The following is a 25,800-nucleotide window of genomic DNA, read 5'->3' as shown; positions in this document are numbered from 1 at the left end:
TTGTTTGAAAAGACGTAACAACTTGAAACTCCCCTCGACTCACCGCTGCAAAAAAGGCACGAACAAGCTCCAAATATGACTCATTTACGTGCCTTTCCTAACCTATCAAGGGTAATACTAATAAATAATGGTGGGTTAGTAACTGTTTTCCTAACCCACCCAACAATTGCGGGAAAAATCTCCTAGGGACGGCTGGAGTTTATTAATTGCTGCTGTACCAAGAATTCGATGTGGTATAAATAGGCAATACACACAATCCGAATGATAAACTGGGTAATATCAATGGGGTTGAGGGTGATTGGTGTGGGTCTAGCTATTTGGTTTTGAATTGCTGCCATAATATCCCCGAAGGAAAAGATGAAACCGATAACCGCAAGAGCGAAAATATATGCAAATGCACCGACAAATAAACCATATATACCTTGCCACCAACTAAATAAATTGGGAAAAATCGTTGATTGCCCATCGACTTCGACCACGCGGGTGTCAGGAACAAATTGATCAAGAATTTTATGGAACCAGTGGTGTAAAAAGGCAATGATAATAATAGGGGTAAGCAAAATAATTAGATAAAAAATTGACCAAACATTCGGCCAAAAGACGGAAATCCATTGCATTATTTGTAACAGGGGATTAATTGCGTACTGTAGACCGAAAAAAATTGCTAACAGCGCGATCGCATTTACCCAAGAGCGGGGGTAGGGAAACCAGGTGATGGAGTTACGCATATTTTTTTAATTTGGTTTTGACTGTTTTTGTCGGTGGGACTACATCCTATGATGACGGGAAAATTTCATAATTGCACTAAGTGGACAGGGAGTAGTGAGTAGGAGTCGGAATTAGACTATTGACTGCTAACAGCTGACAGTTATTTATCAAAGGTGGTGAATATACAACTTAAATGCGCGACAGCTGAGAATACTGTGGATCTATAGGTTTATTTTCGCCGACTTAATTATTTAAATTTAGCGTAAACAACTGATTTGTCTGACTGGTGTTTGGGGTAAGTTGGCTACTAACATGACTTTTCCATCGGGGGTTTTCACCCATGCTTGTGCTTCAATAATTGTTGATTCTGGTTGCTGGGAATGGGGTTGATGGAGATGGTTGAGGGTATTAACCTGCTCGTTCCAGGTTGTTAATTCTCTGCTAAAGGTATCACCTGTCAATAATTCGACGGGATTGGGAGGTAAACCCCCTTTACCGATGACAAAGAATTCTGCTAAGGGTTTAGCGTTGATTCCGGTGGGACAGATTTGACCGATTTGGTCGCTGACATCGACGATGTAACTGGGTAGGTCGATAATTCCTTTACTGGGTTGGGTTTCGTCGGGTTGGGTAATGACAACTTGTCCTTGGATACCGAGTTGGGAACTTGCGGTGATGTCGTTGTCGGGGGTTTGGGTTTTTGCTGGTCGAATATTAAATAACCCCTGGGTGGTAATATTTATATTGCCTCCCTGACCTGCAAAGGCGTTGGCTGTAATGTCGCTGTTGGCGTTAGGATAGGCGATAATAAATTTAGCCTTGATGTCAATATTGCCTCCGTTACCACCTGTTTGATTGCTACCAGTAGTGGTCGAGATTTGACCACCACTGCGTAGGGTTAAAGCTTCTGGGAGTTGGATTTGAATATTACCCCCATCTCCGGATGCACTTTGGGAAAGGATTTGTGCGTTGTTGCTTAATTCCAAGGAATTAGCGGTAATGGTAATATTTCCTGCTCGACTCAATTGTGTACTACCCGTAGAAGAAGTCGAAATCCGCGCGCGATCGCTCAACTTTAAATCTCCCTTCACGTCTAATTCGATATTCCCACCCACCCCATTACTCAAGGTTTCACTAATAATTGCTCCTGCATCATTTAAGCGAACGCTGTTGGCTGTAATTTTAATTCTCCCTGCTGCTCCTGCGTCCCCCCCAATACCCCCAAGGGTACTTGTGGTAATATTTCCCTGATTGTTTAAAATCAACCTATCGGTAGTAATCCTAATTTCCCCTGCATCACCTTGACCACCGGTCTGACTACTAATCCGACTTTTTTCCTCCAAATCGATTAGTTGGGCAATAATTTCAATACTACCACCCTGACCAGTATTATTCGTTGCCACTGCTCCAGCTTTGCGGTCTACTCCGGTTTCTGCACTGATTCCTGAATCATCCCGCAACACCAAAGTCCCGGTACGAATGCTCGTAATCCCAGAACTCCCACTCCCAAAGGTTTTTGTTCCTGTACCACTGGTTCCAGTAATAAAGATCGAGTCAGCCTCAATATTAATCACCCCTGCATTCCCAGTACTATTCACCCCTTCCAATAGATTACCATTGGTATCTGCACCGACATCACTACCTAACCCACTTCTGTTTTCTATTCGCAAAGCAGAGGTTTTCAGATTTACGACCCCAGCGTTACCCCTTTCTCCCCTGACATTACTACTAATCCCAGCAAAATTCCTCAAGGTGACACTATTATTTGCTGTCACATTCACCCTTCCCAGATTACCCCCACCACCCCTACTTTCATTACCAATAAAACTATTATTTTCGACTAATAAGTCATCCCCATTAACGGTGACATCTCCCCCATTTCCCCGACCTCTAGCTTGACTGCGAATACTGCCATTATCAATCATAATCAACGGTGCATTGACAGTCACATTTCCCGTATTCCCATCACCTCGATTCGCACTACCAATACCAGCTTGATTCACTAATTTAATGGTTTCTGTTGCTGTCACCTGGACATTTCCCAAGTTACCTGTTCCCGTACTTTCCTGCTCATCGCTACCAATCCCCCCACGATTTTGAATTAATAGATTACCCGTATTGATAGTGACATTACCTCCCCCACCCGCACCCTTAGTATTACTATTAATCCCCGCATCCCCTAAAAGTTGCACTAAACTAGCATTCACATTAATATCTGCGGCTTTACCTATCCCCGTAGTATTAGCACTAATTCCTGCTTTTTCTAAAGTAATTTGATTCGCAAAAATATTTATTGTCCCCGCAGCAATATTACTATCATTATTACTATTAATCCCCCCATTAAAGATGGAAAATAACCCGGTTGTATTCACCCGTAATTCCCCACCCTTGGTATCAATACCCCAACCATTGGCACCACCAATAATAATATTGCCACCCCCAGAGCGATCGCTATCTGCTTCTAAAACCAAATTAAAGGGTGCATTTTGACCGTTAATCCCAAACCCCCCCTCCTGGGAGCTCAAAATAATATTATTGGCTGCCCTCAATGTTAAAGTTACAGGTGTAGTATTTGTGGGGTTAATCCCAAAACCCGTCGTCGTCGTGGTAATATTCCCTTCCTGTTCCCCCGTTGTCCCAGTAGTAATTATCACATTCGTTCCCGCACTCAATTGGTCTTGAATGTCGGCAATATTCACAATTGCATCATCACCGGACGGTACAAATACATTGGGATTTTCCCTACTAAAATCCCCATTACTCGATGGTGCATAGTCTAACTTGACATTACGCGGGTCTAATAACCAGGTTCCTGCTAAACCTGCATTTGCACTCCCATTGACCCTAATTCCGGTAACATCTAAAAAATTCCGTCCCGAAGTTTCAATTAACCCCCCATTTCCCCCAAAACTCCCTCCCCGTACCAGAAATTCACCGTAGCTCCGGGTTGAATTATCGCTCCAAACAATAATTTCTCCCCCGTTTCCTTGGGCGATCGCACTCGCATCTATTCGTGTATCCGGTGCAATAAAGGTCGCATCAGCATTAAGTAACAGACCTTCTCCTTGGGGATTACCACCAATTAACACCCGACCACCACCATTATTTCCCCATGCATTCACCTTTGCACCTGTATATACACCCACCTGATGACCGAGAATGTGAATTTCACCCCCAGTCGCACCGGATGCATCTATTTCTCCCGTGGTAATTGTGGTTCCAGTTGTCTTGGGTATGGATGCAGTCAAGTTAGAGTTGGATAGTTGCAAGAGGAACTGGGGAAGGGAGGTAATCTCGGTTGCAGGTTGGGGATTAATAACTCGCACACCGTTGACTTGACCGTTATTTCCTAACTGCACCTGAGCCAAACTGGGAACGGAAACTAAACTAATTTCTCCTCCCGGTGCTTGCAATTTACCAGTATTAATCACTGCACTTGCGGTCAAGTTAATATTATTTCCTGGTTTAACAGTTAAATCCCCCTGATTCACAATGGGGTTAGTTGTAGTTTTACCGAGTTGTAAACCAATGGGGGTATTAATTGTCAGTAGGGGTGCAGAAAAACCTGTTGGGGAATTGGTTAAAAATTCGCTACCATTGGCAAATTGTAAACTGTCTGCGGTACTTGCAACAAAGGAACCACCAATATCTAATCGCGCATTATTACCAAAGATAATTCCCTGGGGATTGACGAGAAATAAATTGGCTGTACCGTTGGCTCTAATTAAACCGTCAATATGGGAAAATGAGGAGCCAGTAACACGGGTAATAATATTTTCGATGTCAAAATCATTATTAAAATGGGCACTAGTATTGGTAGGAACTGAAAAACGCTCAAAACTATGGAATAGGTTGCGTTCAACTCGTGTTCCTTGGTTAATAATCTGGGTTTTTCCAAAGTTCGTTACATCCGAGTTTTGGGGTAAAGTTTGATCCGGGATAATTTGGGCAGATGCCCGATTTGTGGTGAGAATACTGGTATTAAATAAGGCAATTAATATCAGTGAATTAATCCAAAATGGTGTGAAAATTAATTGTTTGAGTAATTGCATCGTATTGGAGATTTGATTTATTAACTTTTTCTTAATTAAGTGTGAATACTAGCAAAAATACGGGCGATATTCATAAATGTTTGAAAAACTTTATCTCCGGAGTTGTAGAGGAGACTGGAGGGAATTTATGGACTGAGCAAACCTTGTTGAATGGCAATTAAAGCCGCTTGAGTGCGATCGCGTACCTCTAATTTCTGTAAAATTGTATGTACATGTACCCGCACTGTGCCGGGGGATATATATAAAATTTCGGCAATTTCCTGATTGGACTTTCCCTTGGCAATCAATTTGAGGATTTCTTGCTCTCGTTTGGTTAAATGGTTGCTGCTGGTTGGGGTTGGACTTGTGGGGATAGGTGAAGATTGAAAAATGGCCTGGATGTGCTCAGTGGCGATCGCATCCCACCAGGAAGCACCTGCTGCAACTGAACGAATGGCTAAAATTAAGTTTTCGGGTGGGATTCCTTTGACACAATAACCGTTCGCTTTCGCTTCAATTAATTTGCTAATCAGGGATTGTTGGGGGTAGGATGTAAGTATTAATACTGATAAATTAGGTTGTATTTGTTTGATTTGCCGACATGTTTCCACTCCTCCGATTCCTGGTAAACCAATGTCCAGAAGTACCACATCTAGGGTATTATGGGCAGCGAATTCAATTGCGGTTTCACCATCTTCTGCTTCAGCGATAATTTGTAATGATGGTTCTTGCATGAGTCGTACCGAAAGTCCCAATCGAAACAGTTCGTCATCTTCTACCAGCAATATCTTGATTGGTTCGGTTTTCATATCGAAGTCGGAATACAGGATACAGGAACTATCAAAAGGGGAATAGATTTAATTTGGGGTGGTTGCAGGTAAGCTAAAAGCAAATATAGCTCCTTCCCCTCTTCTTGACTCTGCCCAAATTTTACCTTGATGGGCGGTAATTATTTGCCGACTTAAATATAAACCTAACCCTGAACCTTTAAAAGCGCGATCGCTTTTTCCTTGGTAGAATCTTTCAAATAATAACGGCAGTTCTTCGTCGTTAATTCCCTGTCCTTGATCGATTACTTTCACGGTGTGGTATTGGTCTCCAAGGCTAAATACAACTTCCACTTTGCCAGAGCGGAGGGAATGTTTGACTGCATTGGTGATTAAATTCACGAATACCCGTTGCAATTGGAGTTGATCACCTTTGACCCAGCAGGATTGGGGAAAATCGGAGTTGGCAAAACTCAAGCGAATATAAACTTGACGTGTGGATGCGAATTGGTTCAAACTGGCGATGGTTTCCTGAGCAAGACTAACCAAATCCAGATTTTGAAGTTGTAGCTGTAAACCTTCCGCATCATTACGGTACACATCCAAAAGGGTTTGGACTAACTCCAAGGTCGAAAAATGCGATCGCATCATAATATCTATCACCTGACCTTGTTTGCTGTTGATTGATCCAAATTTCTGCTCTTTAAAGGCTTTAAGAGTTTCAATCGCACCCAATAGGGGTGTTTTTAAATCGTGGGTCAGGGTAGAAGCAAAATCTTCCCGTAGTGTTGCCATTTTTTCCTGTGCAAGTAATTTCATTTTTTGTCGGGATATGGCTTCCTGGTATTGACGATTGCGAGAGCTTAACCATGCTGTTACCATCAAAGCAATCACAGCAATCAAGCGATTAGCAATTATTGGTAAAGAGATGTTGATGCTGGTGGGAATCACTAAATTCAATAAGGTTAAAATTATTGCTGCCATAGTTGACATGATCGATACTTGATAGCTACAGCGACTATAGGCAAAAACTAATGCGCCAATATACAAGTATCCAAAGACATAAATTGCTGGTGTTGTATATTCCAGCAAGATAGCCATGATAAATATGGTTACAATTATCCAGTTATTTTTTCGCTCTGATGGCATAGACATTATTTGTGGATGGTTATAGCGTCAGTGAAGGAATTTAGTTCTGTTGTTATATATCAGAAGATATACAGATTAAACATGTGTTTAGAATATTTAGATAATATCTAAACAAGAAAATATAACTAGAATTAATTGCCATCAACGGCCAATAATTGAATAATAAAGTTAGTCAATCACAATTTCATCGAACTACTAGGGAAACACCGAGAAAAGAATTACCTAATCAACAATAGTCAATTATGGAAGCTAGTTTCAAAACTCTGACAATTGTGCATTTTCATCAGATTTTCACCTCAAATTCCCCATGCTTACTGGTATCATTCAAATCACTTTAATTCTCCTAATTATTACCATCACCACACCCATACTAGGTGGTTATATAGCTCGTGTGTTCCTGCACCAATCCACCTTACTTGACCCCATTGGATTACCCCTGGAACGATTAATCTATACCCTCTCAGGAATTCGTTCCCAGTATAATATGAGTGCATGGCAATACATCCGAGCAGTCATTTTTAGCAACTTAGTCATGGGTATATTCGTATTCTTTGTATTCATATTACAAGGACTACTACCCTTAAATCCGACTAATTTGACAGGTGTAAATTGGGATTTAGCTCTACACACAGCCATCTCCTTTGTCACCAACACCAATCAACAACATTACTCAGGGGAAACAACATACAGTTACTTTAGTCAAATGTTTGCCTTAGGGTTCCTCATGTTCACCTCTGCGGGAACAGGAATTGCTGTTGCGATCGCATTTATTCGGGGACTCACAGGTAGGGCATTAGGTAATTTTTATGTCGATTTAACCCAGTCAATTACCCGGATACTATTGCCAATTTCCCTGGTGGGAGCGATGGCTTTAGTCATAGCCGGTGTACCGGAAACCCTTGCACCTCCTGCCGTTGCCACTACCCTGGAAGGTGCTACCCAATACATTGCCCGTGGTCCAGTGGCCCATTTTGAGATTATTAAAGAACTCGGTGAAAACGGTGGAGGGTTTTTTGGGATCAATTCTGCCCACCCCTATGAAAACCCCAATAACTTCACCAACCTCCTGGAAACGGTCATCATGCTGGTAATACCGACAGCAATGATTTATACCTTTGGGGTGATTGCCAATAACCGCAAACAAGCCTGGTTGTTGTACACCATGATTATGGTGATGTTTGTGGGGCTGATTGCGATCGCGGCAATTGCCGAATACCAGGGAAATCCCTTAGTTAACTCAATTTTGGGCACATCTGCACCCAATTGGGAAGGAAAGGAGGTCAGATTTGGTTCCTTTTTAACCGCATTTTGGGCAGTAGCGACCACCGGAACCATGTGTGGTGCAGTCAACGGTATGCATGATTCTCTCATGCCCCTAGCAGGAGGTGTCACCCTATTTAATTTGTTTTTACAAATCATCTGGGGAGGACAGGGAACGGGAACAGTTTATATTTACATTTTCCTGATTTTGACCGTATTTTTAACCGGATTAATGGTGGGACGAACCCCGGAATTTTTGGGACGTAAAATCGAAAAACGGGAAATAGTTCTTGCAAGCGTCATTTTACTCGTCCACCCGATGATGATTTTAATCCCTGCTGCCATCACAATGGCTGCTCCCGACCTACTCTCTGGTATCAGTAACCCTGGTTTCCACGGCTACTCACAGGTAGTCTTTGAATACGCATCTGCGGCTGCTAACAACGGTTCTGGATTTGAAGGCTTAAAAGACAATACCCTCTGGTGGAATATCAGTACCAGCTTAGGTTTAATTGTTGGTCGCTACGTGCCAATCATTGCTTTAATTTTGCTTGCAGATAGTATTTCCCACAAACAAACCATTCCCGAAACCATCGGTACCCTCCGCACAGATACGGGAATGTTTACCACCATCACCGCAGGTGTAATTTTAATCCTCGGCGCACTGACTTTTCTCCCCGTCCTCGTTCTTGGTCCGATTGCGGAAGCCTTTCAACTTGCCGGATGAGGATAAATTATACCAATTGTAGACATGAATTTGACAGTTATAGATGTTGAAAAGTATTTCTGTGTAAGGGTTTGTTAATCATGCAACTTGCGACATTGGGCTCCAGCATAGCAGCCAAAATCCATAGACGCACCTAGCGCGTCCTTAACTACTGAAACAGAAGACTACCAATTCCCTATTTTTAATTCCTAATTGCCAACCAATGCCAAACCAAATCAGAAAAATCCCCTCATTGGGAGGAACACGTCAATCGCGACGACACACTCCGAAAGTGAACACACAAGGTATTTACCGACGTGCAGTTCAACAAGCTTTTGTCAAACTTCATCCCCGTATCGCCCTCAAAAATCCAGTCATGTTCCTAGTATGGATGGGCACAATTATCACAGGGATGTTAACCATCAATCCCAATTTATTCGGAAACGTAACCGGAGAAAACCCCCACCTATTCAACGCTTTAATCACCCTAATTCTCTTTTTCACAGTTATTTTTGCGAATTTTGCCGAAGCAGTTGCAGAAGGACGAGGAAAAGCCCAAGCCGATTCCCTCCGTTCCACCAAAGCCGATACCTTAGCCAAAAAACTTTTACCAGATGGGAGGATTGAACAGGTTCCCTCCACCAACTTACGCAAAGGCGATCGCATTAAAATTGAAGCAGGGGATATGATTCCTGCGGATGGGGAGGTGATAGAAGGAATTGCTTCCGTTGATGAGTCTGCCATCACTGGAGAGTCTGCACCTGTACTAAAAGAACCCGGTTCCGATGTTGCTAGTACTGTTACTGGTGGTACTCGTATAGTTTCCGACATGTTAATTATCCGGATTAGTGCCGATCCGGGAAAAGGTTTTATTGACCGGATGATTGCCCTAGTTGAAGGTGCAGAACGCAGTAAAACCCCCAATGAAATTGCCCTAACCGTACTCCTAGCGGTTTTGACTCTGGTATTTTTAGTTGTAGTGGCCACTATCCCCACCCCTGCCAACTACGTAAATAGCCCTGTTAGCGTCCCTATTCTCATTGCCCTGCTAGTTGCATTAATTCCTACAACCATCGGTGGTTTACTCAGTGCAATTGGGATTGCTGGTATGGATCGGGTAGCCCAATTTAACGTTGTTGCCACCTCTGGACGAGCGGTTGAAGCCTGTGGTGATATCAATACCTTAGTCCTTGATAAGACCGGTACTATTACCCTGGGAAATCGTCTAGCAGAGGAATTTATCCCGGTCAACGGTCACACAGTCCCAGAAGTTGCAACAGTGGCAATGGCAGCCAGTTTATTTGATACTACCCCCGAAGGCAAGTCAATTTTACGCTTAGCGGAGAAAATGGGTGCCAAGATTAACTTTGATCAAGAAAGTGCAGAAGGAGTTGAATTTTCCGCTCGTACCCGTATGAGTGGAACCAATTTCAGTAACGGTGATGAATTTCGTAAAGGAGCAGTGGATGCAATTCGTAGTTTTGTCAAGTCCCGTGGTCAGGAACCACCACAAGCATTGGATATAGCCTATGAACAGGTATCTAGGTTAGGGGGTACTCCCCTCGCGGTTTGTCGTAACGGGGATACCTATGGAGTTATTTACCTGAAGGATATCGTGAAACCAGGCATTCGGGAGCGTTTTGATCAATTACGACGCATGGGGGTACGTACGGTGATGTTAACAGGAGATAATCGGATTACAGCTTCCGTAATTGCAGCCGAAGCGGGAGTAGATGACTTTATTGCGGAAGCAACCCCAGAGGACAAAATTGAGGTCATTCAAACAGAACAAGCTAAGGGTAAATTAGTTGCGATGACAGGGGATGGAACTAATGATGCACCTGCACTTGCACAAGCAAATGTCGGTTTAGCGATGAATTCGGGAACCCAAGCAGCAAAAGAAGCTGCAAATATGGTGGATTTGGATTCAGACCCCACCAAATTGATTGACCTGGTGACAATTGGTAAACAATTATTGATTACCCGTGGTGCATTGACAACATTTTCTCTTGCTAATGATATTGCCAAATATTTTGCAATTATTCCTGCCATGTTTGCATCTACAGGTATTGGGGCTTTAAATATTATGGGATTATCCAGCGCTCAATCGGCTGTTTTATCAGCGTTAATATACAATGCTTTGATTATTCCGGCTTTGATTCCCTTGGCTTTAAAAGGGGTAGAATTCCGTCCTTTAACAGCGAATCAACTCTTAAAACGTAATATCCTGATCTATGGATTGGGAGGGGTGGTTGCTCCCTTTATTGCTGTGAAGATGATTGATATTTTGATTACAGTAGTTGGTTTAGCTTAGAGGTTGGATGAAAAGTCATTTTTTGCGAGTGGGGAACTGGAAGTAATTGAAAACGAAAAATCCGCTTTCTCAGAACCTGACTTTTTCACCAGGAATGTGTAAGCCCTAAGATAGCCAAAATAATCATTAATACCTTCTATATCTCCCTTTTTTCTGGAAACACCGAAATCATGTGGAAAAATATTGTGCAAATACTGAAATTTATTCTCTCTGAATTCCCACAACAAAAATACCCCAAGTGGATATTATTCGCTTTGATATTGAATGTCGCTTTAGCTCCTGCGGTGTATGCTACTTCTGCACAAGGAATTAATCGAAATACAGCCTTTGCGATCGGCTTATTAATCTTAGTCACCCTGAGTCTGGGAATTTATTTATTTGCTGTCATTTTACAACCAGAGAAGTTTTAACCCCAATTTGAATAATAAATGCGACAGTATAGATGCTGAGAAGTATTACCTTGCAAGCATTTTTCAATCCATAGTCTGTAAGGACTTCTCACTCAAGTAATCCAAAATCCGTCTGGGAAAGTTGGGTGGAAGAATAAATTTCCCTACAACTTTCTGCAAAATCTATAAAATCTATAGTGGTATAACCAATGCGGGAACTAATCATTGCCATTCGTAATTTTTTCGTACTATGGGTTTTAACAGCTTTAATTTACCCATTTTTAATGATTTTCATTAGTCAAACAGCATTTCCTTTTCAAGCAAATGGTAGCCTAATTATAAACTCACAACAACAAGTAATCGGTAGCACTTTAATTGGGCAAAATTTTAGTCGTGAAGGTTATTTCTGGAGTCGTCCTAGTACCATCAATTATAGTGAAGGAGAAGACTACGCACCCACAGGAGTGTCAGGAGCAAGTAATATTGCACCAGGTAATCCGGATTTAATTCAACGCATCCGAGTACAGGTGACAAAACTATCTAGTCAAGGAATCAAACCGACGGCAGACCTGTTGTATACATCCGCTTCCGGACTCGATCCCCATATTACCATTGAAGCCGCGATCGCCCAAATTCCCAGGGTCGCTAAATCTCGTTCCCTATCACCGGATCAGGTTCAAGCTTTGATTGCCCAAAATACAGATGCTCCCTTTTTGGGAATTTTCGGTGAACCAAGTGTAAATGTCTTGAAATTAAATTTGTCATTGGACAATCAACGATAAAATTATGTCTAACTCCCGTCTCTACGACCACGGCAAAAAACGTCGGGGAAAACACAAAATATTTATTGGTATGTCTCCTGGTGTTGGTAAAACCTATCGCATGTTAGAAGAAGGTTTGAACCTCAAACAGGAAGGAATTGATGTTGTGATTGGTTTGCTAGAAACCCACGGTAGGGAGAAAACTCAAGCTAAATCCGTGGGCTTAGAAATTATCCCTCCTAAACAATTAATTGTATCCTCAACGGTTCTCACGGAAATGGATACTGATGCAATTATTCAGCGTCAACCTCAATTAGTTTTAATTGATGAATTAGCCCATACAAATATTCCCGGTTCTCGCCATACAAAACGCTATCAAGATGTGGAACAAATTTTGGATGCTGGAATTGATGTTTTCTCCACTCTCAATATTCAACATTTAGAAAGCTTAAATGATTTGGTTTTAAAAATTTCTGGTATCGTTGTCCGAGAAAGAATTCCCGACCGAATTCTAGATGATGCGGATGAAGTTGTCGTAGTCGATGTGACTCCCGAAACTTTACAGGAGAGATTACGAGAAGGTAAAATCTATGCACCGGAAAAAATTGATCAAGCCCTCCAAAATTTCTTTCAAAAACGTAATTTAATCGCTTTACGTGAATTAGCACTGCGGGAAGTTGCCGATAATATTGAAGAAGATGGGATTGATTCCAATTCCGATAGGTGTTACTGCAATATCCACGAACGAGTTTTAGTCTGCATCTCTACATATCCTAATTCAATTCAATTATTACGAAGAGGAGCGAGAATTGCTCATTATATGAATGCAAAATTGTATGTACTATTTGTTGATAACCCGGAGCGGTTTCTCACACGTTCCGAAAGCTTACACATCGAAACCTGTAACAGAATCTGTCAAGATTTTGGCGGCAAATTTTTACAAATTCGCTCCCCTGATGTTGTCTCCACAATCATCGATACCGCAATCAAAGAGCGAATTACACAAATAGTTGTCGGTGAAACCCGTCGTTCACGCTGGTATTTACTGTTTCGTGGTTCCTTAGTGCAAAAACTTATGCGTTCTCTACCAGATGTAGATTTACATATTATTGCTACCCATAAATTATCTAGTTAAAGTTGTTGAAAACACATTTACATCAGAAAATTACATATTAATACTTAAACTGCCATCGCAATTAATAAACCCGCTCAATTTCAACTTGATTAATATTATTTTACAAAAATAATTAAAAATCAATAAAAAATGTGAACTATGACAGCTTGTCGTTTGACGAAAAAAGACCTGAAGTTGAGAATATTAAAGGATTTTCGTCTTTGACCTTAATGTTACAGAGAGAACACAAAATGAAGCGTTTGATTTCCGTATTATTTGCTGCGATCGCAATTTTTACCCTTGCATTTAGCAGTCCAGCCTTAGCAGGAGACGCTGCAAGTGGAGCAAAAATATTTTCGGCAAATTGTGCATCCTGTCATGCTGGTGGTAAGAACCTAGTTCAAGCCAATAAAACTTTACAAAAAGATGCATTAGAAAAATACGGTATGTATTCAGTGGAAGCGATCGCCACCCAGGTGACAAATGGTAAAAACGCGATGCCAGCATTTAAAGGTCGCTTAAACGCCACCCAAATCGAAGATGTAGCCACCTACGTTTACGAAAAAGCTACCAAAGGTTGGTCATAGAATCAAGAATTTTGGATTTTAGATTCTAGATTTGAGATTGGGGAGTGGTGAGTAGGCATGGGTAATCAGGAATTACATGTTGTTTGCTCGCCATTCCCCATCATTCTATCCCTAATTAAAAATTCGATGTTGGAGACTAGGCATCTGTCTACGGACTTGTTCTAAACGCTGGGGATTAATTTCTGCGATCGCCACACCAATTTTATCCCCTGCATCAGCGAGAATCATTCCCCAGGGGTCGATAATCATGGCATGACCGTGGGTTTGGCGACGGTTGTAATTGATACCAGTTTGGGCGGGAGCAATGACATAGCAAGTATTTTCAATGGCACGAGCTTGTAAAAGGATCTGCCAATGGTCTTTACCCGTAAACGCAGTAAAAGCAGCCGGAACGAAGAGAATATGCGCACCTTTGTCAGACATGTGGCGATAAATTTCCGGAAAGCGCACATCGTAACACACAGATAAACCAATATTACCCAAGTTTTCAGTTACACACACATCCGGTAGTTTTGTTCCTGCCATAACCGTAGTGGATTCGCGGTAGGTATTACCATCGGGTACGTTAACATCAAATAGGTGTACTTTGTAGTAGCGACTAAGTTCTTGACCACTGGGATTGACCAGCAAGGCTGTATTATAAACTTTACCCGAATCAGTGGGAATGGGAAAACCACCACCAAGAAGCGTCACCTGATAGCGTTGTGCCATCGTGGAGAGGAACTTTTCCGTTTCCTGGGCAATATGGGCAGCTTGGGCCAGTTTATCACTTTCTTCTCCCATAAAGGCGAAATTTTCCGGCAAACCCACCAACTCCGCACCCTGACGAACAGCCAAATCAATTAATTCTTCTGCCTGAGCTAAATTTTTGTGTAAATCAGGCACACTAGTCATTTGAACCGCAGCTGCGAGATAGGATTTCATAGATTCAAAAATCGAACAAAAATAATGCGGGGCGAATGTATTAATAAAACTATAGCCGGATTTCTCGCAAATCCCTAAAACTTTCAGGTGGAGTCGCATTGAGATTCGTGCAGAGAAAGGCTTGCGCTTCCAAGTGTCCGAGCGGGTCACGCACCAGCACCTACCGAATCGGCACTAACAGCATCAGGCTGATCCAACGCAACCCACTCGCCTTGACCACATGCTCATGGCTCGAACGCACTGGGTCGCGGTAAATGCCACGCGCTGCAATCCGTTGACCCCATCGCCGTTCAATCGTTTCGTCTAGTCCCATCACTAGCGTTCCGGTTGGTGCAAACACTGTCACCAATTGCCGCAGCAATATCTCACCCAAGCGCCGACTCGACCATTTCGCTCGATTCAACACCCTGTGATCGGTTTGAAAGTCCTGGCGTTTCGCCCAGCCCAGCACTCGTTAAATCGCGCTGACGGTGCGTTTGCCAGGGGTTAGTATGGCTTCCTATAACTAATGCGATCGCAGATTCCCAAACTGGCTTGGAAAATGCAGCCGCAAACGGTAGCATGAAAACAAGAAATTCTTCCCGTAGCAAGCTCATCAGAAACATTCCAAACTATCTGATTTCTGATCTTGCTACCATTTCCTCTTCAATAAAGTCGAAATAAGGGATATCCTGAAAACCTACAAAAAAATGTTCATCCCTCATACCCGGAATACCCTCCAAACACTGGGTAAAACCGATAGTCACTTTGTCTGAAACACTTGCAGTAAGATATTTTTAGCCCTGTAGGCGATTATCATTATCATGTTTTAGGGTATAAATGCCCCTTGGATCCTGATTGTCATACTAACAGAAACCCCCAGCAAAAATCAACCTTTTTTTCAAGTTTTTAATTGAATTCAAAGCTGAGATAAATCAAGTTTGATCTAGATTTATATGGGGTGATAAATATCATTTATATGGGGTGATAAATATCTGGATTGGACATAATTTTGAGATCAGGGAGTACAGACGACCCGTCGGGTCGTCTGTACAGGGGAGAGAGGCGATATATCGCGTCTGTACGGGAGTAAGGCTTTGAGTAGAATGATTGGTTACGTTGCGGTTTTATGTTTAATTTTACCTACCTACTTAACAGGAATATTCCAACTGATTTCCCTGGTAGGGCACCATCCCCAGGACTGGATTCTTGCTGAAGGGAGCAGCTAGGCGATAGCGAAGCTAACGGCTAAAGCCGTATCGCAAGCGGATCTGTTGGTGGGACTTAAATATTTTGGAGACATAAGCCTCAAACCCCTACAGGGGAAGGAAAATGCACTACAGGCTCAAAAATGCTTGAAACTCAGATATAGCAAGAAACTATTCAAAACGGTTTCAATATCTTGCTGTGTATACATTTGAGTAGTTTTTTGGTTACTTTTTGTCTAAGTCCATCGCCAAATTTTGGGTTATACCATTTCACTCAAATTTTTCACTCAAATTTTGATACATTTTCTTCCCCTGCTCCCGAAAGCTACAGGTATCAACTCCAAGGTCAAAAGGTATTACTCTGGGCAGCAGAACCGTAGATGCGCGTAGCGCAATTTATTTTGAGATGAAAGCGGATTTTTCCCACTCCCTACTCCCTATTTTCCAGGGAGGGAAGCTATGCTAAGGGGTGAATGCAGTAGTTGCAAACTGTTTAATCAATACTTTGATTTAACTATTCGGGAGAGAGTGGAAGCCCATGGCACAGCTTTTTACAATTGGACATTCTAATCACAGTATAGAAAACTTTATTCAACTGCTGCAAAAATATGGGATTACAGCTTTAGCAGATGTGCGATCGCATCCCTATAGTCGTTATCTTTCCCACTTCAATCAGGTAGAAGTCAAGCAAGCTTTAAAAGATGTAGGGATTGGCTACGTATTTTTAGGACGTGAGTTAGGTGCAAGACCAAGGGATCGCACTTGCTATGTAGATGGTAAAGCAATTTATGAAAAAATAGCAGCGACACCACTGTTTGCAGAAGGAATTCAACGTATCCTCAAGGGTTCTCAAACCTATACAATACAATCGCTCTGATGTGTGCGGAACAAGACCCGATCACTTGTCATCGAGCTATTTTAGTTTGTCAGTATCTTCGTCAAGAGAATTTAACAATAGACCACATTTGGAAAAATGGAGATTTAGAAAATCACACAGCCCTGGAAGAAAGATTGTTAAATGCGCATAATTTCACACAAACAGTAACACCAACAGCAGTGCAATTGTCTCTTTTTGAGAACCACTTTGTACAAGAGAAACCAGCGATTGAATCCTCTCGTGAAGAATTATTACAAGAAGCTTATCGCAGACAAGGTTCTTTAATCGCCTACATTGAAAAACAGGATAGTCAAATATGAATCAGCAAATTAATTTGTATACAATAGGCTTTACTCAAAAGACAGCCAAGAAGTTTTTTGAAACCTTGGTGAATGCTGGTGTCACTAGAGTTATCGATACCAGACTGAATAATGTCTCTCAGCTAGCTGGATTTACCAAACGGAGCGATTTAGAATATTTTTTGGAAAAAATTGCCGGCATTAAATATACCCATATTATAGATATGGCTCCTACAAAGGAAATTTTGGATGCTTATAAGAAGAATAAGGGTGATTGGGTGGTTTACGAACAAGAATTTTTAAAATTAATGCACTCAAGGGAAATTGAGAAGAAAATCTCCAAACAGATGTTGGAGGGAAGTTGTCTATTATGCAGCGAAGCCAAACCCCACCATTGTCATCGTCGTCTCGTGGCTGAATATTTATCGGAAAAATTGGGAAATTAAATATATACCACCTTTGACTATGAATAAATGGCTAAAATTATCTGTCTTGCCAACTCCCTAAAACATGGCGATCGCGTTATCTTCTCTCAAAGAGAAGCTGCGCTACGCGCATCTTGCCCATCAAATTGAGACGAACAACACCCTTCAGTAATAATATTAAATATGGGGTTTTTGTATTGGCATATTTCTAATACGCTGCAAATACGTCAGAATGGCGATCGCAATGGGTGTGGTGGCTGCTAAACCTAACCAGTAGATACTAATTACATTAGAGGTTTGATCCATTGCCCAACCACCGAGGGATGGACCGATAAAATACCCCACAGCCCAACAGAGGGAGTTTACCGATAGATAAATACCCCGTCGCTCTACAGGAGCAATCTCGCTGACAAATGCGGCTGCTGATGGGGTATAACTGACTAGGGCGATCGCAAAAATTGCTAGGGCAATACCGCTAATCCAAATTCCTGATTTAGCCCAACCTGACCACCAAACTGCGGCAAATCCCCCTGACCAAATTATCGCAGATACTGATAGGGTTTGGGGATGACTGAGGTTTCGTAACATCTTGGCAACTGGTAACTGCACTACAATCGCCATCAGTAGATGGACGGCAAATAATCCAGCTATTATCCCCTCGTTTAATCTTCCCCCATCGGAGACAACCACCCTTTGTAGGTAAATCGGTAAGGTACTGTGCAACTGGGATATGTAGGTGGTAAACATGATGTTGACGAGTACATATACCCAAAGGATATGGTCTTGTAGTAATATTCGCCAACCTGACCAACCAAGATGATGTTTTTTCTCTCCTAGGGATAATTGACTTGTTTCTCTAATTGCATTCCAGATAACTGCGAAGAAAATCACAAATGAGGTAGCATCAATCGCAAATAACCAACGAAAATTACCCCCCGCACTCACCAACCACCCAGCCAAAATAATCCCCATCCCTAAACCAAGGTTATCGGCTAATCGGGTAATTGCATAGGCTTCTCGCCGATTCTGTGGGGTCGTTAAGTCCGCAACAACCGCTTCCGTCGCTGGCCAATATAACCCTGCTCCAAAACCACCAATAATATTCCCAATAACAAGGGTGACAAAATCAAAAGTTGCGGTTAAAACTGTAGATCCAATAGCCGAAAACACTGCTGACAAAAGTAAAGTCTTCCGTCGTCCCCAAATTGGTGAATCAGTCCATAGTCCTCCACAAACCCGTCCCGCAATACCGGAAATCGATGCTGTCCCCAAAGCTATACCTACAGACGTTGCTGATAATCCGACTTTGGTGACAAAAAAAATCGGAGCGTAAAACAAGGTAAAACCCGTACCTAATTCGGAAAGTAACCTTCCCCCAGCCAAAATCCATATTTGTGAATCGAATTGCGGTATTGATAAACCCCCCCTAGACTTTGGCTGTTGGTACATGAGTTTTTATCCCTATGAATATATGAATATGTATTTACAAATTTTCTCGTAAAACTGATTGTTTGTAATTCTTATCATTGGCGAGAATTTTCCTCACAGATTCCACAGCATTTCCACAGGTTTGATCCTAGTTTTCCACAGCCTACCCACGCATTCACAATCACTTTCTCGAATTTTGGGGATTTTGGTTTGACTGCGTATTTTTTGGTAACACACGGAGTTTATATTAATTTTAGTAACAAAAAACAGACTGAAAGTCCTATTGTTGCGTAAATATTTATTCTTTATAAACTTGTTTGTAACATTTCGCAGCATTGACAAACCCACCCCCTTTTGAAGCAGAATATATCGACTTGGGTTTTTTGTTGGTCGTTATACCTATAGTAAAAATAAATTAGCCGTGAAAGTCAGTCGTGACGATGATTGGGAAAGAGGTGGTTGTATTGCCCAATAAATCAGGGAACATCGAGGTTGAGACTAGGAAAATTAGGAACGGAGAATAGACGCTATGAACACAACAGTCAGTATTTTTACAGAAATTCCGGAAACCCTTCATGAATCGCTCAAGAACTATTTGAACGAACATCCGGACTGGGATCAAAATCGAGTATTAACAGCTGCTCTGTCGTTATTTTTACTGCAACACGGAGAGAGCGATCGCAGTGCAGCACGGGTGTATTTAGAAACCCTTTTCCACCACTGTTAGAAGTGTGAATCTCTACATAAAACTCTACAGAAACTACGGAAAAGAGAATTGGGGAAAATTTCCTCGATTCTTTTTTCGATAGGACTTACGCACTTATTCGGATAAAACAAGACTTTGATATTGCTACGTAAGCAAGTCGATCCGCTGCGCGTCTACCTTGTGACCCTAGGAATGACCTAACTGCATAATGATAGTGTAAGTCCTGTTAAATTTAGAGCGATCGCTATAATCGGGTAGGGTTCTTCATCCAAATTAGGTATTGTATTGTTGAGCGATCGCTTTTATCCCCCCATCTGTCAGTTTCCAATTAATAATATTAATCCGACTTTTAGAAATAAACTTACTCCTCCCCGATTTTGATGAGGGGAGATTTGAGCGATCGCGACTCAAAGTTGCTCTCCACACCTCTACCGCAAGAATGGAGATGGGGTTCTTCATCCAAAAAGCCACCATGCACTTGCACCCAAACCCGACTTCTCAAATCCAGCACTTTTGTAGTACATTATAACTATCAGTGGTGGCATTTACCTAGATGAGCAAAAACCTGTTCGACCAATTTGCAAAGCAGTTCTTTGAAACTTTTCTATCTCCCCTGGGGGAGGTGAGAACTAACTTTGAAGTCCCAGGGGAACCAAAATTTATCGATATTTGGTTTACTCCCCGCAATCAACCTAGTATAAATACTGAATCTTTAGGAATTCTTGCGGAGATTGCCACATTACCCTGTTTACTAGAACCCTTCCGCAATCAACCCAATCCCTTTGAAGTTCGTAGTTGCTTGTCGAAATTATTTCATGTCCAAGCCGATTTGCAACGTCAACTCAAACGCCAACAACAAACCCTATCAGAATCAGAACTACCCCAGTTGTGGATTATTACCCCTTCTGCTTCTGAGGATTTGCTTTCAAAATTTACAGCAAATCTTCGTCCAGATTGGCTAGAGGGTATTTATTTTTTTGGGGAAGGGTTTAAAACCGCAATCATTGCCATTAACAAACTACCTCGAACACCGGAAACTTTGTGGTTAAGGATATTGGGTAAGGGAGTAATTCAACAGCAAGCAGTTGAGGAAGTAATTGGGTTTAATCCCAACGACCCCAGACGCTCTCGGATTTTAAAGCTGTTAGCAACTTGGAAGATTAGTATGGAAGCAAGCGCGATAATTGAAGAAGAAGAAAGGGAGTTAATCATGACGTTATCACAGGCATATTTGGAATGGGAACAAGAAACCCAGCGTCGGGGACAGCGCCAAGTGGTGGAAAATCTTCTCAAAGCTCGGTTTGGGGAGTTAGATGAAGAATTAGCGTCAATTATTGAACCAATGTTAGAGTTACCACCGGACGAGTATGCAGCTTTGCTGTTGCAGTTGTCTCGTGAGGAATTGTTGAGACGGTTTAGTTAGAGAAACTTACTCCTCCCCGATTTCGATGGGGGGAGATTTGAGCGATCGCGACTTCAAGCCACATGGAGCGCATCTAACCCCAGATTCAAGGTTACAAACCAGACTTCTCAAATCCACCACTTTTATAGTACATTATAACTATCAGTGGTGGCATTTACCTAGATGAGCAAAAACCTGTTCGACCAATTTGCAAAGCAGTTCTTTGAAACTTTTCTATCTCCCCTGGGGGAGGTGAGAACTAACTTTGAAGTCCCAGGGGAACCAAAATTTATCGATATTTGGTTTACTCCCCGCAATCAACCTAGTATAAATACTGAATCTTTAGGAATTCTTGCGGAGATTGCCACATTACCCTGTTTACTAGAACCCTTCCGCAATCAACCCAATCCCTTTGAAGTTCGTAGTTGCTTGTCGAAATTATTTCATGTTCAAGCCGATTTGCAACGTCAACTCAAACGCCAACAACAAACCCTATCAGAATCAGAACTACCCCAGTTGTGGATTATTACCCCTTCTGCTTCTGAGGATTTGCTTTCTATGTTTGGTGCAACTCTTAGTGAAGATTGGTTAGAGGGTGTTTATTTTCTACCCAAAGCTTTAAAAACAGCATTTATTGCCATTAACAAACTACCTCGAACACCGGAAACTTTGTGGTTAAGGATATTGGGTAAGGGAGTAATTCAACAGCAAGCAGTTGAGGAAGTGATTGGATTTAATCCCAACGACCCCAGACGCTCTCGGATTTTAAAGCTGTTAGCAACTTGGAAGATTAGTATGGAAGCAAGCGCGATAATTGAAGAAGAAGAAAGGGAGTTAATCATGACGTTATCACAGGCATATTTGGAATGGGAACAAGAAACCCAGCGTCGGGGAATTGAGCAAGGTATGCAACTAGGACAGCGCCAAGTTGTGGAAAATCTTCTCAAAGCTCGGTTTGGGGAGTTAGATGAAGAATTAGCGTCAATTATTGAACCAATGTTAGAGTTACCACCGGACGAGTATGCAGCTTTGTTGTTGCAGTTGTCTCGTGAGGAATTGTTGAGACGGTTTAGTTAGAGAAACTTACTCCTCCCCGATTTCGATGGGGGGAGATTTGAGCGATCGCTATAACCTGGATAGGATTCTTCATACTTTACTTGTAATTGCGCAAAGAGCGCTAAAAGTTAATCATGACATTATTGAGCGATCGCGATTCAAAGTTGCTCTCCACACATCTACCCCAAAATTCGGGATCAATTTCTTGATTCAAATTTGGTAATACCAATTTAATATGAAGACGCATAGAAAGAACCCCACCCTAATCCTCCCCGTAATCGGGGAGGGGACTAGATTTCTCCCTCTCCGTAGGTAAAGGAGTGGGTTCAAATTATGTGCAACTTTACATTAAATTGGTATAAGTAGGTAGGTGCAATTCAACATACAGCAGATTCGAGGTTTATGAGGTACAGTAGCAACAATTAGTAAACCAATTTTTTAGATGCTTTGGATCAACTAATGTCAGTGCAATTTTAATTAAACCATCAACTACAGATGCACTTTTAGGAGAAAACTGTTTTAAGAACGCTTTTAATTGTGACCACCAATGTTCAATTGGATTAAATTCAGGGGAATAAGGAGATAGATAAAGAACACTTGCTCCTACAGATTCAATCAAAGGCTTAATCTCTTCGACTTTATGTGCTGGCAGATTATCCATTACAACGACTGCACCAACCCATAATTGTGGAAGTAAAAAATGCTCTACAAAAACTTTATAAGCTTCTCCATTCATTGAGCCATTTAAAGTCATCACAGCTAAGACTTTTTTGAAGCTAATTCCTCCAATTACACTTATTTTTGCACCTCGGTAATATGGTTTAAAATCATAAGCTCTACTCCCGCGATCGCTTCGAGCATGAGTTCTAGTCAAACCAAGCAAAACACCCATTTCGTCTATAAACACAAGGTTTTCTGGGTCTATGTGTTTTACTTTCTCCCAATATTCTAATCTCAGTTTTTGGACTCTTTCTGTTTTCGCTTGGCTGCTACGTAAAGTCTTTTTTTTCGAGTTAATTCTTGTTTTTGCAATGCACAACACATCACACTTGCACACACCCAAATGTTATATTTTTCTCCAAAATACTCGCAATATTCCAATAAAGTTAAATCCGGGTAACTTTGAACCATTTCTGCTAATTCGCCACCGTAATCATCTAGCTTACCCTTCATTGCTCCACCTTGCTTTTTGGGTTCTAGATGCCCTTCCAATCTTTTTTGCCTGATTAGCTTCTGCACATAGCTTTTTGCTATACCAAACTGCACAGCTACTCCTCGAATTGATGTATCACCCTTTTCGTAAGCACTTACTATTTTTTCTCGTAAATCGATTGAGTAGGGTTTCATTTTAATTTTTGATGCACTAATAACAAGTGTACCTCATTTACCTCGAAAGTGCTGTAAAACCATAATGTAACCAATCATTCGGCGTAGAGACGACCCGACGGGTCGTCTCTACCCCCGTACAGACGCGATATATCGCGTCTCTCCCTACTCCCTGTACAGACGACCCGACGGGTCGTCTGTACTCCCTAATCTTAACGACAATTTTCACCACCCACCTATTTATTGTATTGTTGAGCGATCGCCTTTATCCCCCATCTGCCAATTCCCGATAAAATAGTTATATCAGTCTATAAAGCTAACTTCGGGGGAAATATGACTTCCCAAACAGTGAATATAACTGAGCTATTGATTGGCAAATTACAATCCTTATCACCAGAGCAACAACAAACACTACTAGATTTTGTGGAGTTTTTGGAACACAAAAATGCTCAATCTCAACCAATTCCAACTCAACCAGGACAAAAACGGGTGCTTGGCTTAAACCGGGGAGAAATTTGGATGAGTGATGACTTTAATGAGCCTTTACCTGATGAGTTTTGGCTGGGTGAAGAATGAATATATTATTAGACACCCATACATTTATTTGGTCTACAGCAAATCCAGAAAAATTACCTCAGACAGTCACGAACTTATTAACTGATATTAACAATATATGGATACTGAGTATTGCTAGTGTGTGGGAAATACAGATCAAATTGCAATTGGGTAAGCTTAACTTAAATTCATCTCTCCCTAAATTGATTGACAATCAACAGCGTGTAAATAATCTACAAATTTTACCTATTGATTTAACTCATATTTATGCTTTAAATAACTTACCATCCCATCACAAAGACCCTTTTGACAGAATTTTAATAGCTCAGGGAATGGTAGAAAAAATGCCGATTGTTAGTATTGATGAAGTTTTTGATAATTACCTAATTAAGAGGTTGTGGTGATGTTGTCGGGGGTTATTGACCAATATTGCAGTTACCTACATGAGCAAAAACCCCTTCGACCTTCCAATCAACCCAGTACCATGCGGCGTAAATACGCCTACCTTTTCCCTCACACCCATGCTCCGCGTGGGTGCGGAATCTACCAGGCTTCTGTCTCATGAATGAAGGCAGTAGCCCTCGCTGACTAAGTGACCACCCAGAGCATGGTCACAAGATAAAATCATAAAATTATTGAGCGATCGCGACTTCAAGCCACATGGAGCGCATCTAACCCCAGATTCAAGGTTACAAACCCGACTTCTCAAATCCACCACTTTTGTAGTACATTATAACTATCAGTGGTGGCATCTACCTAGATGAGCAAAAACCTGTTCGACCAATTTGCAAAGCAGTTATTTGAAACTTTTCTATCTCCCCTGGGGGAGGTGAGAACTAACTTAGAAGTCCCAGGGGAACCAAAATTTATCGATATTTGGTTTACTCCCCGCAATCAACCTAGTATAAATACTGAATCTTTAGGAATTCTTGCGGAAATTGCCACATTACCCTGTTTACTAGAACCCTTCCGCAATCAACCCAATCCCTTTGAAGTTCGTAGTTGCTTGTCGAAATTATTTCATGTCCAAGCCGATTTGCAACGTCAACTCAAACGCCAACAACAAACCCTATCAGAATCAGAACTACCCCAGTTGTGGATTATTACCCCTTCTGCTTCTGAGGATTTACTTTCTATGTTTGGTGCAACTCTTAGTGAAGATTGGTTAGAGGGTGTTTATTTTCTACCCAAAGCTTTAAAAACAGCATTTATTGCCATTAACAAACTACCTCGAACACCGGAAACTTTGTGGTTAAGGATATTGGGTAAGGGAGTAATTCAACAGCAAGCAGTTGAGGAAGTGATTGGATTTAATCCCAACGACCCCAGACGCTCTCGGATTTTAAAGCTGTTAGCAACTTGGAAGATTAGTATGGAAGCAAGCGCGATAATTGAAGAAGAAGAAAGGGAGTTAATCATGACATTATCACAGGCATATTTGGAATGGGAACAAGAAACCCAGCGTCGGGGAATTGAGCAAGGTATACAGCAGGGTATACAGCAAGGTATGCAGCAAGGACAACGCCAAGTTGTGGAAAATTTACTCAAAGTCCGGTTTGGGGAGTTAGATGAAGAATTAGCGGCAATTATTGAACCGATGTTGCAGTTACCACCGAATGAATATGCGGCTTTGTTGTTGCAGTTGTCTTCTTTGAAACGTGAGGAGTTGCTGGGACGGTTTAGTTAAACTAAATTCCTGGTGTTGCTGAATACAAATATATATAAATTTAAAATTTTACGTTGTGTAGAGACGTAGCAGTGCTACGTCTCTACGAGGATTTTGATTTTAATCCAAAATGTCAACAAATATAATTCATCCCAAAATTAGG

26 protein-coding genes are annotated in these 25,800 nt (G+C 41.6%); 15 read left to right on the top strand and 11 right to left on the bottom strand.

Annotated elements, in window-relative coordinates; all coding sequences use genetic code 11:
• Window positions 1-182: 182 nt before the first annotated feature.
• The 4 genes from CDC37_RS08825 to CDC37_RS08810 all read right to left on the bottom strand — a co-directional run bounded on the left by CDC37_RS08825 (window position 183) and on the right by CDC37_RS08810 (window position 6,607).
• Complete coding sequence (locus tag CDC37_RS08825) at window positions 183-728, bottom strand: hypothetical protein (protein ID WP_096621422.1); 546 nt, start codon at window positions 726-728, stop codon at window positions 183-185.
• Window positions 729-965: 237 nt separating this feature from the next.
• Complete coding sequence (locus tag CDC37_RS08820) at window positions 966-4,760, bottom strand: two-partner secretion domain-containing protein (RefSeq protein ID WP_096621421.1); 3,795 nt, start codon at window positions 4,758-4,760, stop codon at window positions 966-968.
• Between the two features lie 125 nt (window positions 4,761-4,885).
• On the bottom strand, window positions 4,886-5,548 hold the full coding sequence (locus CDC37_RS08815) for a response regulator (protein WP_096621420.1): 663 nt from the start codon (window positions 5,546-5,548) through the stop codon (window positions 4,886-4,888).
• Window positions 5,549-5,596: 48 nt separating this feature from the next.
• A complete protein-coding gene (locus CDC37_RS08810) occupies window positions 5,597-6,607 on the bottom strand; it encodes a sensor histidine kinase (RefSeq protein WP_231943329.1) in 1,011 nt (336 codons plus the stop codon).
• A gap of 355 nt (window positions 6,608-6,962) precedes the next feature.
• Here CDC37_RS08810 and kdpA point away from each other — a divergent pair, with 355 nt between their 5' ends.
• The 6 genes from kdpA (at window position 6,963) to petJ (ending at window position 13,786) form a co-directional block, all read left to right on the top strand.
• Window positions 6,963-8,642 (top strand): potassium-transporting ATPase subunit KdpA, encoded by a 1,680-nt coding sequence (gene kdpA / locus CDC37_RS08805; RefSeq protein ID WP_096621418.1) that lies wholly within the window; start codon window positions 6,963-6,965, stop codon window positions 8,640-8,642.
• Window positions 8,643-8,844: 202 nt separating this feature from the next.
• Window positions 8,845-10,935, top strand: a complete 2,091-nt coding sequence (gene kdpB / locus CDC37_RS08800) for a potassium-transporting ATPase subunit KdpB (protein ID WP_096621417.1) — start codon at window positions 8,845-8,847, stop codon at window positions 10,933-10,935.
• A gap of 185 nt (window positions 10,936-11,120) precedes the next feature.
• Entirely contained in the window at window positions 11,121-11,345 is a 225-nt protein-coding gene (gene kdpF / locus CDC37_RS08795; protein ID WP_231943327.1) for a K(+)-transporting ATPase subunit F, read from the top strand.
• 188 nt (window positions 11,346-11,533) lie between these two features.
• Window positions 11,534-12,106 carry a K(+)-transporting ATPase subunit C gene (kdpC, locus tag CDC37_RS08790; protein WP_096621415.1) on the top strand — a complete coding sequence of 191 codons (573 nt, stop codon included), beginning with the start codon at window positions 11,534-11,536 and terminating at the stop codon, window positions 12,104-12,106.
• A 4-nt stretch (window positions 12,107-12,110) separates the two neighbouring features.
• On the top strand, window positions 12,111-13,220 hold the full coding sequence (locus CDC37_RS08785) for a sensor histidine kinase KdpD (protein ID WP_096621414.1): 1,110 nt from the start codon (window positions 12,111-12,113) through the stop codon (window positions 13,218-13,220).
• Between the two features lie 230 nt (window positions 13,221-13,450).
• Window positions 13,451-13,786 carry a cytochrome c6 PetJ gene (gene petJ / locus CDC37_RS08780; RefSeq protein ID WP_096626042.1) on the top strand — a complete coding sequence of 112 codons (336 nt, stop codon included), beginning with the start codon at window positions 13,451-13,453 and terminating at the stop codon, window positions 13,784-13,786.
• A gap of 111 nt (window positions 13,787-13,897) precedes the next feature.
• Here the strand turns inward: petJ and CDC37_RS08775 are convergent, their stop codons facing one another.
• Window positions 13,898-14,710: a carbon-nitrogen hydrolase family protein gene (locus tag CDC37_RS08775; RefSeq protein ID WP_096626040.1), complete on the bottom strand. Its 813-nt coding sequence runs from the start codon at window positions 14,708-14,710 to the stop codon at window positions 13,898-13,900.
• A 160-nt stretch (window positions 14,711-14,870) separates the two neighbouring features.
• Complete coding sequence (locus CDC37_RS08770) at window positions 14,871-15,161, bottom strand: transposase (protein ID WP_197707052.1); 291 nt, start codon at window positions 15,159-15,161, stop codon at window positions 14,871-14,873.
• Between the two features lie 1,274 nt (window positions 15,162-16,435).
• On the opposite strand from CDC37_RS08770, the gene CDC37_RS25180 reads away from it, so the two are divergent.
• The 3 genes from CDC37_RS25180 to CDC37_RS08760 are packed head-to-tail and all read left to right on the top strand — an operon-like array spanning window position 16,436 to window position 17,519.
• A complete protein-coding gene (locus tag CDC37_RS25180) occupies window positions 16,436-16,774 on the top strand; it encodes a DUF488 domain-containing protein (protein WP_231943324.1) in 339 nt (112 codons plus the stop codon).
• On the top strand, window positions 16,774-17,094 hold the full coding sequence (locus CDC37_RS25175) for a DUF488 domain-containing protein (RefSeq protein ID WP_231943323.1): 321 nt from the start codon (window positions 16,774-16,776) through the stop codon (window positions 17,092-17,094). Before CDC37_RS25180 ends, CDC37_RS25175 begins: the two co-directional genes overlap by 1 nt.
• Entirely contained in the window at window positions 17,091-17,519 is a 429-nt protein-coding gene (locus CDC37_RS08760; protein WP_096621413.1) for a DUF488 domain-containing protein, read from the top strand. The genes CDC37_RS25175 and CDC37_RS08760 overlap by 4 nt, the downstream gene beginning before the upstream one ends.
• A gap of 156 nt (window positions 17,520-17,675) precedes the next feature.
• On the opposite strand, the gene CDC37_RS08755 is transcribed toward CDC37_RS08760, so the two are convergent.
• Complete coding sequence (locus CDC37_RS08755) at window positions 17,676-18,947, bottom strand: MDR family MFS transporter (protein ID WP_096621412.1); 1,272 nt, start codon at window positions 18,945-18,947, stop codon at window positions 17,676-17,678.
• Window positions 18,948-19,455: 508 nt separating this feature from the next.
• On the opposite strand from CDC37_RS08755, the gene CDC37_RS08750 reads away from it, so the two are divergent.
• Window positions 19,456-19,653 carry a DUF2811 domain-containing protein gene (locus CDC37_RS08750; RefSeq protein ID WP_096621411.1) on the top strand — a complete coding sequence of 66 codons (198 nt, stop codon included), beginning with the start codon at window positions 19,456-19,458 and terminating at the stop codon, window positions 19,651-19,653.
• A 252-nt stretch (window positions 19,654-19,905) separates the two neighbouring features.
• On the opposite strand, the gene CDC37_RS08745 is transcribed toward CDC37_RS08750, so the two are convergent.
• The gene (locus tag CDC37_RS08745; protein ID WP_096621410.1) at window positions 19,906-20,106 is read right to left on the bottom strand and encodes a hypothetical protein; all 201 of its coding nucleotides are present in this window, start codon (window positions 20,104-20,106) and stop codon (window positions 19,906-19,908) included.
• A 79-nt stretch (window positions 20,107-20,185) separates the two neighbouring features.
• Between CDC37_RS08745 and CDC37_RS08740 the strand changes: the two genes are divergently transcribed.
• Together CDC37_RS08740 and CDC37_RS08735 are read left to right on the top strand one after the other, a co-directional pair.
• Window positions 20,186-21,055, top strand: a complete 870-nt coding sequence (locus CDC37_RS08740; RefSeq protein ID WP_096621409.1) for a flagellar assembly protein H — start codon at window positions 20,186-20,188, stop codon at window positions 21,053-21,055.
• Window positions 21,056-21,217: 162 nt separating this feature from the next.
• A complete protein-coding gene (locus CDC37_RS08735; RefSeq protein ID WP_096621408.1) occupies window positions 21,218-22,111 on the top strand; it encodes a flagellar assembly protein H in 894 nt (297 codons plus the stop codon).
• Between the two features lie 100 nt (window positions 22,112-22,211).
• Here CDC37_RS08735 and CDC37_RS25480 read toward each other — a convergent pair whose 3' ends face one another.
• The 3 genes from CDC37_RS25480 to CDC37_RS24885 form a co-directional block, all read right to left on the bottom strand.
• Window positions 22,212-22,337, bottom strand: coding sequence for a hypothetical protein (locus CDC37_RS25480; RefSeq protein ID WP_255408911.1), 126 nt, complete (start codon window positions 22,335-22,337; stop codon window positions 22,212-22,214).
• 153 nt (window positions 22,338-22,490) lie between these two features.
• Window positions 22,491-23,132 (bottom strand): IS630 family transposase, encoded by a 642-nt coding sequence (locus CDC37_RS24135; protein WP_197707004.1) that lies wholly within the window; start codon window positions 23,130-23,132, stop codon window positions 22,491-22,493.
• Window positions 23,045-23,437, bottom strand: a complete 393-nt coding sequence (locus CDC37_RS24885; RefSeq protein WP_096620491.1) for a helix-turn-helix domain-containing protein — start codon at window positions 23,435-23,437, stop codon at window positions 23,045-23,047. Before CDC37_RS24885 ends, CDC37_RS24135 begins: the two co-directional genes overlap by 88 nt.
• 312 nt (window positions 23,438-23,749) lie before the next feature.
• On the opposite strand from CDC37_RS24885, the gene CDC37_RS08720 reads away from it, so the two are divergent.
• From CDC37_RS08720 to CDC37_RS08710, 3 genes are all read left to right on the top strand, one after another.
• The gene (locus CDC37_RS08720; protein WP_096621407.1) at window positions 23,750-23,992 is read left to right on the top strand and encodes a DUF2281 domain-containing protein; all 243 of its coding nucleotides are present in this window, start codon (window positions 23,750-23,752) and stop codon (window positions 23,990-23,992) included.
• A complete protein-coding gene (locus CDC37_RS08715; RefSeq protein WP_096621406.1) occupies window positions 23,989-24,375 on the top strand; it encodes a type II toxin-antitoxin system VapC family toxin in 387 nt (128 codons plus the stop codon). Before CDC37_RS08720 ends, CDC37_RS08715 begins: the two co-directional genes overlap by 4 nt.
• A gap of 356 nt (window positions 24,376-24,731) precedes the next feature.
• Window positions 24,732-25,658, top strand: a complete 927-nt coding sequence (locus CDC37_RS08710; protein WP_096621405.1) for a flagellar assembly protein H — start codon at window positions 24,732-24,734, stop codon at window positions 25,656-25,658.
• Window positions 25,659-25,800: the final 142 nt, after the last annotated feature.

The organism is Calothrix sp. NIES-3974, from assembly GCF_002368395.1.
Taxonomy (GTDB): Bacteria; Cyanobacteriota; Cyanobacteriia; order Cyanobacteriales; family Nostocaceae; genus NIES-3974.
The sequence above is the reverse complement of the archived record's forward strand: the minus strand, read 5'-3'. Positions and strand labels throughout refer to the sequence as shown.

Excerpts from the sequence above, each read along its gene's own strand:
- CDC37_RS08825 (WP_096621422.1), bottom strand. The coding sequence starts at position 728 with ATGCGTAACTCCATCACCTGGTTTCCCTACCCCCGCTCTTGGGTAAAT.
- CDC37_RS08820 (WP_096621421.1), bottom strand. The coding sequence starts at position 4,760 with ATGCAATTACTCAAACAATTAATTTTCACACCATTTTGGATTAATTCA.
- CDC37_RS08815 (WP_096621420.1), bottom strand. The coding sequence starts at position 5,548 with ATGAAAACCGAACCAATCAAGATATTGCTGGTAGAAGATGACGAACTG.
- CDC37_RS08810 (WP_231943329.1), bottom strand. The coding sequence starts at position 6,607 with ATGGCTATCTTGCTGGAATATACAACACCAGCAATTTATGTCTTTGGA.
- kdpA (WP_096621418.1), top strand. The coding sequence starts at position 6,963 with ATGCTTACTGGTATCATTCAAATCACTTTAATTCTCCTAATTATTACC.
- kdpB (WP_096621417.1), top strand. The coding sequence starts at position 8,845 with ATGCCAAACCAAATCAGAAAAATCCCCTCATTGGGAGGAACACGTCAA.
- kdpC (WP_096621415.1), top strand. The coding sequence starts at position 11,534 with ATGCGGGAACTAATCATTGCCATTCGTAATTTTTTCGTACTATGGGTT.
- CDC37_RS08785 (WP_096621414.1), top strand. The coding sequence starts at position 12,111 with ATGTCTAACTCCCGTCTCTACGACCACGGCAAAAAACGTCGGGGAAAA.
- petJ (WP_096626042.1), top strand. The coding sequence starts at position 13,451 with ATGAAGCGTTTGATTTCCGTATTATTTGCTGCGATCGCAATTTTTACC.
- CDC37_RS08775 (WP_096626040.1), bottom strand. The coding sequence starts at position 14,710 with ATGAAATCCTATCTCGCAGCTGCGGTTCAAATGACTAGTGTGCCTGAT.
- CDC37_RS25180 (WP_231943324.1), top strand. The coding sequence starts at position 16,436 with ATGGCACAGCTTTTTACAATTGGACATTCTAATCACAGTATAGAAAAC.
- CDC37_RS25175 (WP_231943323.1), top strand. The coding sequence starts at position 16,774 with ATGTGTGCGGAACAAGACCCGATCACTTGTCATCGAGCTATTTTAGTT.
- CDC37_RS08760 (WP_096621413.1), top strand. The coding sequence starts at position 17,091 with ATGAATCAGCAAATTAATTTGTATACAATAGGCTTTACTCAAAAGACA.
- CDC37_RS08755 (WP_096621412.1), bottom strand. The coding sequence starts at position 18,947 with ATGTACCAACAGCCAAAGTCTAGGGGGGGTTTATCAATACCGCAATTC.
- CDC37_RS08750 (WP_096621411.1), top strand. The coding sequence starts at position 19,456 with ATGAACACAACAGTCAGTATTTTTACAGAAATTCCGGAAACCCTTCAT.
- CDC37_RS08745 (WP_096621410.1), bottom strand. The coding sequence starts at position 20,106 with ATGGTGGCTTTTTGGATGAAGAACCCCATCTCCATTCTTGCGGTAGAG.
- CDC37_RS08740 (WP_096621409.1), top strand. The coding sequence starts at position 20,186 with ATGAGCAAAAACCTGTTCGACCAATTTGCAAAGCAGTTCTTTGAAACT.
- CDC37_RS08735 (WP_096621408.1), top strand. The coding sequence starts at position 21,218 with ATGAGCAAAAACCTGTTCGACCAATTTGCAAAGCAGTTCTTTGAAACT.
- CDC37_RS25480 (WP_255408911.1), bottom strand. The coding sequence starts at position 22,337 with ATGCGTCTTCATATTAAATTGGTATTACCAAATTTGAATCAAGAAATT.
- CDC37_RS24885 (WP_096620491.1), bottom strand. The coding sequence starts at position 23,437 with ATGAAACCCTACTCAATCGATTTACGAGAAAAAATAGTAAGTGCTTAC.
- CDC37_RS08720 (WP_096621407.1), top strand. The coding sequence starts at position 23,750 with ATGACTTCCCAAACAGTGAATATAACTGAGCTATTGATTGGCAAATTA.
- CDC37_RS08715 (WP_096621406.1), top strand. The coding sequence starts at position 23,989 with ATGAATATATTATTAGACACCCATACATTTATTTGGTCTACAGCAAAT.
- CDC37_RS08710 (WP_096621405.1), top strand. The coding sequence starts at position 24,732 with ATGAGCAAAAACCTGTTCGACCAATTTGCAAAGCAGTTATTTGAAACT.